Source organism: Herbaspirillum sp. GCM10030257, from assembly GCF_042666555.1.
Lineage (GTDB): Bacteria > Pseudomonadota > Gammaproteobacteria > Burkholderiales > Burkholderiaceae_D > Noviherbaspirillum.
Genome location: NZ_JBHTDH010000005.1, coordinates 239253 through 251463 on the forward strand (window position 1 = coordinate 239253; position 12211 = coordinate 251463).

Genomic DNA, 12211 nt, shown 5'->3' on the forward strand with positions numbered 1-12211 from the left:
TCAGACTGGCTGAAAACCGGAGACAGGGCGGCGCGGACCGCCCTGTTCTTTGCGTGATTCAGCATGCAGCCAGCGCACGCGACTTACGCAGCGCGAAGTATTCCAGTTCGGCAAATACCGCCACCACGACTGCCTGCGCCACGATGAATGCCTGTCCCAGGGTATTTGGCGAAATCCATTCCGAAAATGCGATATAGAAACTGTCGAGTGTCCATAAGGCATTGCAGATAATGACTGCCCATACGGCGCCGCGTGGTGGTTGCTGGCGCGTTGCCAGATAAGCGATCAGTACGGCGAGAGGTAGCAGGATAATGCCAGCCGACTGCATCAGCGCAGCCGGAATTTGCAACAGGCTTTCCAGCGTGTCGGCGCCCAGCGCCATCAGCAATCCGGTAACGGCACCGGCGGCGGCATCGGCGAGCAGCACACGGCGCAGGAAAGAGGGTGATTGAAGGTTCAACATGGCAGGCTCCATTTCATGTAGTTGGGTCATCCGCTGGCGGCTGCAAGTTTGCCGCGTCGGTGAACACATGATCGGTCAGCCCCGCATACGGGTCGATTACGCGCAAGGTAATCGGGAGCCGGTGACACCGGTGAAAGTGCGCTAAAACAGCTGCTCGAATTCTTCCGCCGGCAACGGCCGCGAAAACAGATAACCTTGCGCATAATCGCAATTGCTCGCTGCCAGCAATTGCCTTTGCAGTTCGGTTTCAACGCCTTCGGCAACTACCTTGATGCCGAGTTTGTGCGCCATCACGATGATCGCATCGCATAAGGCCATGTCGTCAGATCCTGGCGCCAGGTTTTGCACGAAGGACTTGTCGATCTTGATATAGTCGATGTCGAACTTCTTCAGGTAGGACAGCGATGAGTAGCCAGTTCCGAAATCGTCGAGTGCAACCTGGACCCCATTGTCGCGAAAGCGCAGTAACTGGTCGGTCACGCCGGCAGACGAATCCATCAGCACACCCTCGGTGATTTCCACCACGACGCATTGGCCGGGCAATTCGAGCGACTCAAGACAGGATAGCCAGCTCTCATGGTTGATTCCTTCGTTTTGCAGCTGTACCGGCGACACATTGACGCTGATCTGAAAGGACGGGTCATGACGCGTGTGCCATGCGCCAACCTGGCGTGCTGCCTGCCTGAAAATCCATTCGCCGAGTTCTGTGATCATGCCGGTTTCTTCGGCAATCGGAATGAACTCCAGCGGGTTGATCAGGCCGCGCACCGGATGCTGCCAGCGGATCAATGCTTCGGCCTTATGGATACGTCCGGTGCTGAGGTCGACAATCGGCTGGTAATAGACGCGGAATTGTTTCTCGTGCAGGGCGATGCGCAAGTCACTCACCAGGCGCTTGCGGTTCTGGGCTGCTTCCTGCATCGAGGCCGTGAAATAACTGTAGCGGTTACGTCCCTGCGCCTTGGCCGCGTACATTGCCTGATCAGCATTCTTGAGCAGCGTGTCGGTTTCCGTACCATCCTCGGGATGAAACGTGATGCCGATGCTGGCGGAAATATAAACCTGTTCAGTGCCAAGCTGAAACGGCTCGGCCAACGTGTGCAAGATATCGTTGACCGCACGCTCGACGCTGCGCGTGTCGTGCAGGTCGCCGAGGATCACGGTGAATTCATCGCCGCCCAGCCGTGCGACGGTATCGGTCTCGCGCACGCAGGCACGCACCCGTCGCGCGGCGTCCTGCAGCAGCCGGTCACCCATCGCATGCCCGAGCGTGTCGTTGACTTCCTTGAAGAAGTCGAGGTCGAGGAACAGCAGCGCCACTTGCTGGTCGGCGCGATTCGCCTGCTTGATGGCCTGGTGAAGACGATCATGAAACATGCTGCGGTTGGGCAGCCCGGTCAGGGTGTCGAAGTTGGCCTGCCGCCAGATCAGCTCATCGGTTTCGCGCTTTTTCGTGATATCGGAAAACAGTCCCACGCGGCACTGTACCGAACCGTCGCCGTTATAAATCGTATTTACCGACAGCCAGCGCAGAAAATCTTCGCCGTTCTTGCGTCGTGCCCACAATTCGCCCTGCCAGCGTCCTTCATCGCGCACGGACTTTGTCATTTGTCGGTAGCATTCCGGCGTTTCACGGTCGGAGTTGAGCATGCTGATATTCTTGCCGACGGCTTCGGTTTCTGTGTACCCGGTGATATCGGTGAAGGCAGGATTGATCGTCATGATCTCGCCGTTGCGATCGACGACTGACATCGCTTCGCTGCTTTTTTGATAGACCAGCGAAGCCAGCCTTTGCATATCCTGGGCATGCTGGCGTTCAGTAATGTCGAACACAATCGAAAACAGCAGAATCCTGCCCCGGAAATCGACAGCCGAAGAATGGATTTCGACGATGCGGATATTTCCGTCGGCGAGACGATGGCGAAAAATGAAATAGTTGCGTCGCTCTTCGAGGGCCTGGCGCATCTCGTCCTGGATCTCGTGTTCCTGCTGCGTATTGATGAGACTGATTTTCATCCCGCGCATGGTCTCTTGGGGATATCCATAAAACGCGGTCGCCGCCTGGTTGGCTTCGGCAATCGTTCCCGTTTCGGGGTCGATCAGCAGCATGATCGAGCTGTGCTTGCGAAACAACCGATGGAACAGTTCTTCTTCCGTACTGAATGTACGAAGTTTTCTCAGATAGGCGTCGAGCATGTCTTTCCAGCCATCGATGGTTCTACAGGAACTGTAATCGATATTATTTACATGGCGAGGACTCAGATTATCACCGGAAAACCCGCATTACGGTGGCAGGAGTGGAAAGTGTGGCGTTTAGTGAATAAGCCGCAAGTGAGGACAGTGTTGCATGTCGGTCCTGACTGAGGGGGATAAGCAGACAAGTAGATGACAAGTGGATAACAAGCAGCGGCGGCTCGTCGGCGACAGGCGTTTTCATTAGGCGGCCACCTGTCGCCGACGAACATCCAACCAATCAATTGCGCCGCTGCTGCCGATCGGCATGGAGGGGCACTAGGAAGGTGTCATGCCTGGCTCCGTGCGGCCATCCGACACTGCACGCATGCGAGAGGTAGTCCATGCAATTACCACGATGGCGAACAGCATCACGCCGCTGGCGGCGAACAACTGTTCCAGCGGGACGAAACGCATTAACCATCCGGTGACGGCCGACGACATCGGCGCAAGGCCCATGAAAATGAACATGAACAGTGCCATCGTGCGTCCCAGCATTGCCGGCGCGGCATGGCGCTGCAGCCAGGTATAAATCGTCACCTGCAGGAAGCCGCCAAGCACGCCGATCACCAACAGCAGCAGCATGCCCTGCCAGGTTGCGCTGATGAGGCCGAGAGGAATGAACAGCAAGCCGATCACGCCATCCAGCAACAGGATGGTTTTGCCCAGGTTACCGAAGCGCAGTTGCGGTCGGATGCTGGTGACAACCACGCCCAGAAGAGTCCCTGCGCCATGCGCACCGGCGAGTGCACCGAATGCCGCTGCGCCACTGCCGACATGGTCGGCGAGGACGGGTACGGCAACCTGGACCGGACCGGAGATGAGCAAGGCCACCGCAGCCCAATAACTGAAGCAGATGCGCAGGCTGTCGTCATTCCAGCAGTAGCGCAAGCCTTCAGCGACGGATTTCCACACCGACGTGGCGGCCGGTGCCGTTCCCGCAGGTTTCGCATGCGGCCGTACTTGCGACAGTGTCCATGCCGACACCGCAAAGGTAAGCGCGTCAAGGGCAAATGCCATGCCGATGCCGCGGGCATCCTTGATGGTCGCAGCTGTGCTGTCGCCGAACAAGGCGATCAGCAGACCGGCCAGCAATGGCCCGGCAAACATTGACAACTGACGCACACCCATCTGTATGCCATTGGCCGCCGGTAGCCACTCACGGGGAATCACATGTGGCAGCAGGGAGGTGCCGGCGGGAATGCTGAACGCGGTCGCCAGGCCAATTCCCAATGCCAATGCATAGACTGCCCACAGCGTCAGGTGCCCGCTGAGCACCAGGGCGGCCAGCACAGCCAGCAACACGGTATTCACATGCTTGGTCAGCATCAGCACGCGCTTGGGTGAATACCGGTCGACCAGTGCGCCGCCCACCAGAATGAACAGCGCGCGCGGTATGCTCATGATTGCCAGTACGGTGCCCAGTACCAGCGTATCGCCGGTCATTTGCAGGACTAGCCAGGGCAGGGCGATCAGGCTGAACTGATCGCCGAGCATCGAGATCAGCGCACCGCTGAACACCCAGCGGAAGTTACGGTCGCCAAACAGGGCGCCCCGTTTCGGGACGGGATTACCGGCCATATTGCTCTCCTTTTTATTTGCTTTGCTTAGCCAGCGTAGCGATGCCTTGCTGGACGAGATGCATTACTGCTTCATTCATGCCACTGCCGGCCATCAGGTCCGGTTCGAGGATGGAAAGTTCGCGGACCCGCTCGCGGAGCGCCGGATCCGTACCCCATATTGCGTGAAAGGTGTCGATCCATCGCTTGCAAAAGTTCATCAGTTCAGGACTCGAGGGCGATGCGCCACGCTCATGAAGCTCACGCGCCTCGGCAAACAGCAATGGCCAGTTCCGGTAATGCGCCAGATATGGTTCGCGTATGCGTTCCACCTGGTCTTTGCCGAGATGCTTCTCGTAGAGGCGGAGCCGGAACTCCGCAGTGGCATGCACCATGTACTCCAGCATGTCGACATCGACGCCGGTCAGGACTTGCACGGCCATCTCATTGCGATGCATGGCATCGAGTTTCAGGATCAGACGCGGATCGTCGCCCATGTGCCGCAGCGACGAGGTCAGCCATGGCTTTGCCAAGGCGACCGCTTCGTCGCTGTCGGGCGGGACGCCCCGTTGCATCAACGCGCGTGCGGAGGTGACGAGGGCAGTCAATTCCTTCATGTCCGCTTCGGCAGTCCGCAACGCGGCAAACTCCTTCTGCGTGAAATAACGGCCGTAGAGGGTCATCATTTCGAGTGTCGCAAGCCAGTCGTTCAGGTCCGGCTCTTCCTTTTCGGCGAGGCGTTTGCGGAGTTCCTTCAAGCGTTCGCACAAGGCCACCGTGCGTTCGACTTCGCGGTCCAGCGATGCGATCTGCTGCTGGATAACACTGTCGAAATCCCGCACATCTCCTTCCAGCAGTGAGGCGACTTCCGCCAGCGGCAGTTCAAGTCGACGCAATGCCTGAATGCGATGCAGGCGCTCGATGTCGTTGCGGTTGTAAAGCCGGTAGCCGGCATCCGATCGTACCGATGGACGCAACAAGCCGATCGCGTCGTAGTGATGCAGAGTCCGAACCGTCAGGCCGGTTCGCTTGGCCAGTTCTCCAATCTTCAACAGCATGGGATGCCTTTCTTCATGATCTCGCCACGATAAAGTCTGACGCTACGTGAGGGTCAAGCGGTTTTCAACGTATAAACAACCCTGATCAAAGGAAAAGTTGCCAAAAAGATTGCGTAACACCTGGATACAACACTCTCGCCACGCACTTGCCGCTGATTGACAGTCGTCAAATTTAAAGTGTTTCCACTCGGGGATGATGTTTGAAAACAGACAAGAATTTCAGGGAGTTACAAGTGATAGTTGAGGTGAAACGTGGCAACATTTACATCAGGTAGCCGGTATTCGGCAGGTCTTCTTTGCGTCATGCTCGCCGCTTGCGGTGGGGGAGGCGGCGATAACGGCAGCGTAGCCACACAGGCAGGAATCAGCACCGTTCCAACAGGCAGCACGGCGGTAGCCCCTTCCCCCAGCACCGCTGCATCACCCTCGGCCGGGCAAACATCTCCGGTTGGCAATACCAGTTCGGGAAGCATCGGCACGCCCGCTGGCGATTCGGCGTCAGGCGGAACCGTGGCCGCCGCCAGCGCGACCGATGCTCGCTTCAACCGCCCGCTCGGGTTGGCGCGGGACGCGGCAGGCAATATGTATGTCGCTGATTCCGGCAATAACACCATTCGAAAAATTTCCGCGTCCGGCAACGTGGTAACACTGGCCGGCACGGCGGGGACCAGCGGCAGCAACGACGGCATCGGCGCGGCGGCACGCTTCAGTTTCCTGAAAGGGATTGCGGTGGACGCGGCCGGTAACGTGTATGCGGTCGATGGCAACGCAGTGCGCAAGGTGACACCGACAGGTGTCGTCAGAACGCTGGCCGGCGTGCCAGGCCTTGCAGGCGATGCCGACGGACCGGGCGCAACAGCGCGCTTCTCGCAGCCATGGGGCATCGTCGCCGACAGTGCCGGCAATGTGTATGTCGCCGATACAGATAACTACCTGATCCGCAGAATCACATCGGATGGCATGGTGAGCACCTATGCCGGATCGCGTGGCAATCGTGGCACCGGCAACGGCAGCGTCGCCAGTGCGAGCTTCCTTGGACCCAAGGGCATCACGCGCGATGCGGGTGGCAACTTGTACGTCAGCGATTGGTATGGTCCACCCGCGCCGATGCTGCGTGAAAGCAGCACGTTCATTCGCAAGATCACGGCCGACGGCACCGTCAGTACACTCGCCGGTACCTATGGCGGCGAGACCGGACCGGCACAGTTCCGCGACACTTTTGCGATCACGGTTGATGGTGGCGGGAATGTGTTTGTGGCGGCCTTCAATAGCGTGCAGCGTATCAGTGCTGCAGGCGCGGTCACGAACGTAGCAGGACCGCTTGCTTCGGTTCAGTCGCTGGAAGGGATGACGATCGATGCAAGCGCAAACCTGTTCGTTGCGGATACGTCCAGTCATGCAATCAGCCGCGTGACCACTACGGGTGAAGTGACGGTGGTGGCCGGCAAGGTTGATGAGGCCGGAGCGGTGGATGTGCCTTGAAGAGTCACAGCGCGATTAGGTTTGTCAGCATTGCCAGGTTTTCTCTTCGGCGAGCAAGTGGCTTTGAAACGCCGAAGAGAAAACTGCCAGCGTCGTCAGCCGAATGATCTGCCGAGTACGCGGTGAGTTATGGAAGTAAGTTATGGAAGGACAGCGATTACCACTTCTTGCGAATCTTGAAATCGTGGTTCACCACAATCCGCGTAGTGGCAATCAACGGGCTCAAGCCCAGAATCAGCTGCGTCAACGCATCGCCCGGCAACGCCCAGATCTGCCCGTCCGGTTGTGCGACATGCGTCGCCGCACTGATCAGTGGCGCTACCCATTCGGCTTCAGGCGTTACGTCGAGCACGACATCGCCATCCTGTGTCGTGTGCAGATAAATTTCGCCGCCATGCCCGAGTCCGAAGCAGATCCCATGGCCTTGCGTATTCTTTTTTTCAATGGCGCGCTGGAGTTCCCAGTTGTAGTTATCAATCCAGGCTTCGACGTCGTAGGTCGTGGTGAGCACGATCCACGGACGGGCGGCAGGTTCTTGTGCCTTGTTGTCTTCTACGCTATCCATCGTTGTGTCCAGTAAGCGAATGTGTGCGGGTATGCGCGACATGTGATCGGTGTCGATTCGGCCGCTGCACTAATTAATGCATTAATTAGTGCCGGCTCGGCAACCGCGGCAAGCCCTGTATTGGGATGTCGACCAGTTTGTCGAACCACTCCCGGACCGTATTGTAGTCGCTACAGGTGCTTCATGTTTTCATCCCCGTACGCCAAGGGCTGGAACGACGTTCCAGGAGCGCTGTTGTATTTTGGACTGTGCCGCTGGTTTACCTTCAGTGAGGGCCGCGGCCGCCGTTCTTTTATCGCATGCCGCCATAGTAGCTGTAAGCACAAGCACAAGTATCACAATGCGCTCGGAGGTCGAACGAGGGGGCATTCTTTATTCTTCCAGGGATGAAGACACCTGTCCTAGACCGGGTTTGATTTCCCTAGTTCAATGCTTTTTTGCGACTTTTCGTCACCCGTATCAGAACTGCAATCCAGGCTGACAATATTCGATGTCACCTTGTTATGCGATCTTGTCAGCAGTTCTTCGAATGCTTCCGGAGGCAGTGGCTCGGAAAAAAAATAACCCTGTGCGAAATCGCAGCCCGCCTCCATCAACCAGTCGCGCTGCTCCGCGGTCTCCACGCCTTCCGCGATCACTTGCAGGCCCAGCTTGTGTGCCATCACAATGATCGTTTCAGCAATGGTGCGGCTGGTGCTGTTGCGCGTCGTGTCGCGAATAAAGGATTGGTCGACCTTGAGATAGTCGACGTCGAACTTCTTCAGATACGCCATCGACGAATAGCCGGTCCCAAAATCATCAATGGCAACCTGTACGCCGGCATCGCGCAGGCTGAACAGTTTTTCCGCCGTGGCGTCGGTGGCATTGAGCAGCAAGCCCTCGGTAATTTCTACCGACATGCTATGCCATCCCAGCCCCAGATCCTTCAGGTAGGCGCCCCAGTTGAGCGATCTGGCATTTGCAAGAAATTGTACCGGGGACTTGTTGACGCTGATCTGAAATACCTCGCCGCGCAGTGCGCTCCAGCGCTTCGACCAGGCGGCCGCCTGCATGAATACCCAATTGCCGATTTCATTAATCAGTCCGGTTTCTTCCGCAAGGAATACAAACTCGTGTGGACATACCAGGCCGCGGGTCGGATGCATCCAGCGCAGTAAGGCCTCGCCCTTCACTACCTGCCCGTTCTTCAGATCCACTACCGGCTGAAAATACAGCTTGAGTTGACGTTGCGGCAAAGCGGCACGCAGCTCACCAATCAGCTTGAGCCGCCGCCATGCCTGATCCTGCATCGACTTGGTAAAAAAGCTGAATTGATTGCGCCCCGCATTTTTCGCCACATACATCGCCTGGTCGGCATTGCGCACCAGTCCTTCAGGTTCCTTTGCGTCGCCTGGATGCAGGGTAATGCCGATACTGCCGGAGACATGAATCTCTTCATGATTCAGCAAGTAAGGCTTGTCGATCGCATCGAGGATTTTCTCGGCGATGTTTTCGACATGCGAACGGCTATCGAGATCGGTGAGGATCACCGTGAATTCATCGCCGCCGAGCCGCGCCACCGTGTCCGCTTCGCGTACGCAGGAGCGGATCCGAGCGGCGGTTTGTTTCAGGAGTTCATCCCCGGCATCGTGACCGAGCAGATCGTTGACTTCCTTGAAACGATCGAGATCGATGAACAAGAGTGCAAGCAGTCGTCCGCTCCGCCGTGAACTTATCACTTCGTATTGCAGGCGCTCACGAAACAGGCTGCGATTCGGCAAGCCGGTCAGCGCATCATAGTTAGCCCGCAGCAGGGTTTCCTGCTCCGATGAGATATCGACAGTGGTTCCCACCATGCGGCGCGCCCAGCCTTTGTCGCTGCGGTCCACCACGGCGCCGCGTGCCAGCACCCATTTCCAGGTGCCATCGCGGCAGCGGACCCGATATTCGCAGGATAGAAACGGTATGCGCCCCTGCATACAGGCAAGCACATGTTCGCGCACTCGTTCAATGTCTTCGGGGTGAGTAATCGCGACCCAATGCACCAGCGACTTACCAATATCCGTTTCTCCATAGCCGAGCATGGCACGTCCGCGGCGTGATAGCTCGAAGGTATCGCTCTGGATATCCCATTCCCATACACCATCGCCTGAGGCTTCCAGCGCCAGCCGCAGGCTGGCTTCGCTGACATGTGAAGGATCGGCGGAGGTTGGTGCAAGTGTCTGCTGCGGCGGCAAGGTGCCGCTCTGATAAGGAAAGAGTTCCAGTATGCTGCGCCCCAGCACATCGTCGCGCTGCAGGCCGTAGTGCTGAAGAAAGATATCGTTGACGTCAATTACCCTGAGTTCATGCGACAGTAACAACAGTCCTTCCGCTGCCGCATTCAACGCGGTCCGCAAGTCGATGGATTGCGTCATGTCGCACCTCTCCAGTAATGTCTGTCGGATAAACATGGACCAACGCCTTGAAAACGACGCGGCGCGGCATGCTTGCCTTCAGAATAATTAGGAAAGGTTGTTGTACTGATAGTTCCGTTGGCATCGCAGTGTTTGACGACAGTAACGGTCCGCTCAAATGTAGGATGGACCGATCTTGATTTCGCCGGGACTCTATAGCAAGACTGTACGGTGGTCACATCAATGATGCTGAGCGAACCGGGCAGGCAATCCCGCAACGCAATCAGCTCAATCGCAGGCAACCCGATTGCGCCCGGAGGCCTTTGCAGCGTACAGCGCCGTGTCCGCACGCCGCATCAGCTCCTGGAATGAATCAGTGTCGCGCAATATCGCGAGGCCAATACTAACGGTGTAGGGTGGTGTCTCGGGCTGCCCCTCGATTTGAATGGAACGCGCGCTACCTTCCATGGTAATGCGAATGCGTTCCGCGACCATGACTGCCGCAGAACGGCTTGTTTCGGGCAGCAAGACTGCAAACTCTTCCCCGCCAACGCGCGCGAAATAATCGACGCTGCGGATCGCCGTTTCGGCGCGGAGTACCGCATCGATCAGCACGCGGTCGCCGGTAGCATGTCCCCATGTGTCGTTGATCGATTTGAAGTTGTCGATGTCAAGCAACAGCAAAGCCATGGATCGGCTGGTCCGACGTGTGAAAGATAACTCGCGCTCCGCGAGTTCGAACAGTGCGCGCCGCGACCATGCCCCGGTAAGAAAATCACGGTTGGCGGCATGCTCGGCTTTGGCCAGCATGGTGTCATGGACCATCATCACCGCTCCGATGGTCAGAACAGGCAGCACGAAGGTTCCTGCCGACAGGAAAAACAGATTCCATGGAGAAGGCTGCAATAACGATGTGATTTCGCCTTGATGCACAAAATATAATCCCGCGCGAACCGCATGACCGAGAGCAATCAACCCTGCCATCCCCGCGGTAAAAAAATATGGGTAGCGGGAACGCCATGCGTGACGAGAGTGGAAAATCGTCAGCGCGATACTGCCACACACCGCTCCCTGGAACACTGCAACTGTCAGCGTGCGTAACGCAAAGGAATCGAATACATAGTGGAACAAGGCAATCGCGATGACCATGCCGGCAACGGATGCGGCCAATAGACGGATATGCAGCTTGCGACTAAAGAAACGGCGGAAGCCCGCAAGGATCGCTGCGCTTGCCGCTGCATAAACGCCATTGGCCACTTCATAGGCGATTGGCTCGGAGAGTTCGCGGCCGAACGCATATAGGAGCAAACCGGCAAAACCCAGGGCGTTAGCAAGCGCCCATTCACGAATGCCCGGCGTGCCGCTGCGTAACAGGGACATCAGCACAAGCAGCATGACGACGCAAAACAGGGCACCGATAATGAGTATGTTGAATGCGCTCGGCATGATCGGGATCCGGACAGAAATCTATAAGGCAACAAGGCAAAGGGCAAACGTTAAATAGCGGACGGTATATCAACGTTAAAAACCCTGTGCGCGGCGGAAAATTTTTGAAGAGACTCCTTGTTCTAAGAGATGTGCGGACAGAGGATTGTTCCGCGCTGAAAGACCAAGAGTTCCATGATTTTTATGTGCATGATCAAAGTTGGTTAGTCAGAGTTAGCCGACGTTGTCGGCAAGCAGAAACTTTCAAGAAGCGGTGCTATCGAATTGATAACCTGATAGAGCTTTGCGACCTGTTGTAGCCGCTTCGATTTCCTTCGCGGCTGATCCGAGCTCTGCGCGCCCCCACATACCAAGAATCCGAAGTTTCCTGGCGCGCATTCCATTCGACCCTCTTTGCATGGAGCACCGACCATGAAGCGTCTTCCTTTTTCTGTACGATTCTGTGGTGTCTTGTTGTCCTCCTGTCTGGCTGCCGGCGCTTATGCCGAGCCACCCAAGGGAGATACCGATAAGCAAGCCTCGCCAAAAAAAGCCAGCACCCAGGCAAGTAAGCCCTCTGCTGCCAGACTTGACCCCAATGCAAAGACCAAGCTGGACCATTCTGGCGAGCCGCGTAAAGGCAAGGCTTCGTTTTACGCCGATTACTTTGCCGGGCGCAAGATGGCGGATGGCACGCCAATGAATCCCAATTCGAATGTGGCCGCAAGCCGGACCTTGCCTCTTGGTACCAAGGCCGAGGTAACAAACCTGGACAATGGCAAGACAGAAGTCGTCGAGATCCGTGACCGCGGTCCTTATATCGACGGTCGCATTGTCGACGTCTCCCCAAAGGTGGCAAAAAAACTCGATATGGATGAAAAAGGCATTGCGCCAGTGGTTGTCACACCGATTGAAGTGCCGCAACCGGACGGTTCAGTCAAGTTCGGTGCTGCCTCGTCCGGGGATGAAAAAATCGCCAATCGCTGACATTAAGCATCATTGAACACCCGTCACAGCAGCACTTCACTGCACTGCGCAGGTCCAACAAGCAT

At 57.0% G+C, this 12211-nt stretch carries 10 protein-coding genes; 3 read left to right on the forward strand and 7 right to left on the reverse strand.

The features are described from left to right. Positions 1-58: 58 nt before the first annotated feature. A complete protein-coding gene (locus ACFQUU_RS10025) occupies positions 59-463 on the reverse strand; it encodes a hypothetical protein (RefSeq protein ID WP_382246336.1) in 405 nt (134 codons plus the stop codon). Between ACFQUU_RS10025 and ACFQUU_RS10030 the strand changes: the two genes are divergently transcribed. Continuing rightward, positions 462-608 (forward strand): hypothetical protein, encoded by a 147-nt coding sequence (locus ACFQUU_RS10030; protein ID WP_382246339.1) that lies wholly within the window; start codon positions 462-464, stop codon positions 606-608. The genes ACFQUU_RS10025 and ACFQUU_RS10030 overlap by 2 nt on opposite strands. On the opposite strand, the gene ACFQUU_RS10035 is transcribed toward ACFQUU_RS10030, so the two are convergent. The 3 genes from ACFQUU_RS10035 to ACFQUU_RS10045 form a co-directional block, all read right to left on the reverse strand. Further along, positions 605-2659, reverse strand: coding sequence for an EAL domain-containing protein (locus tag ACFQUU_RS10035; RefSeq protein WP_382246342.1), 2055 nt, complete (start codon positions 2657-2659; stop codon positions 605-607). The two genes, ACFQUU_RS10030 and ACFQUU_RS10035, sit on opposite strands and share 4 nt — an antisense overlap. Before the next feature lie 315 nt (positions 2660-2974). Further along, positions 2975-4276, reverse strand: coding sequence for an MFS transporter (locus ACFQUU_RS10040; RefSeq protein ID WP_382246344.1), 1302 nt, complete (start codon positions 4274-4276; stop codon positions 2975-2977). Between the two features lie 13 nt (positions 4277-4289). Next, positions 4290-5312: a MerR family transcriptional regulator gene (locus ACFQUU_RS10045; protein WP_382246347.1), complete on the reverse strand. Its 1023-nt coding sequence runs from the start codon at positions 5310-5312 to the stop codon at positions 4290-4292. A gap of 252 nt (positions 5313-5564) precedes the next feature. On the opposite strand from ACFQUU_RS10045, the gene ACFQUU_RS10050 reads away from it, so the two are divergent. After that, positions 5565-6794 (forward strand): hypothetical protein, encoded by a 1230-nt coding sequence (locus ACFQUU_RS10050; RefSeq protein WP_382246349.1) that lies wholly within the window; start codon positions 5565-5567, stop codon positions 6792-6794. Positions 6795-6951: 157 nt separating this feature from the next. On the opposite strand, the gene ACFQUU_RS10055 is transcribed toward ACFQUU_RS10050, so the two are convergent. The 3 genes from ACFQUU_RS10055 to ACFQUU_RS10065 all read right to left on the reverse strand — a co-directional run bounded on the left by ACFQUU_RS10055 (position 6952) and on the right by ACFQUU_RS10065 (position 11180). Continuing rightward, positions 6952-7359 carry a hypothetical protein gene (locus ACFQUU_RS10055; RefSeq protein WP_382246352.1) on the reverse strand — a complete coding sequence of 136 codons (408 nt, stop codon included), beginning with the start codon at positions 7357-7359 and terminating at the stop codon, positions 6952-6954. A gap of 401 nt (positions 7360-7760) precedes the next feature. Next, on the reverse strand, positions 7761-9755 hold the full coding sequence (locus tag ACFQUU_RS10060; protein ID WP_382246355.1) for a putative bifunctional diguanylate cyclase/phosphodiesterase: 1995 nt from the start codon (positions 9753-9755) through the stop codon (positions 7761-7763). A gap of 267 nt (positions 9756-10022) precedes the next feature. Next, a complete protein-coding gene (locus tag ACFQUU_RS10065; RefSeq protein WP_382246358.1) occupies positions 10023-11180 on the reverse strand; it encodes a diguanylate cyclase in 1158 nt (385 codons plus the stop codon). Between the two features lie 411 nt (positions 11181-11591). On the opposite strand from ACFQUU_RS10065, the gene ACFQUU_RS10070 reads away from it, so the two are divergent. Beyond that, a complete protein-coding gene (locus ACFQUU_RS10070; RefSeq protein ID WP_382246361.1) occupies positions 11592-12146 on the forward strand; it encodes a septal ring lytic transglycosylase RlpA family protein in 555 nt (184 codons plus the stop codon). Positions 12147-12211 lie beyond the last annotated feature (65 nt).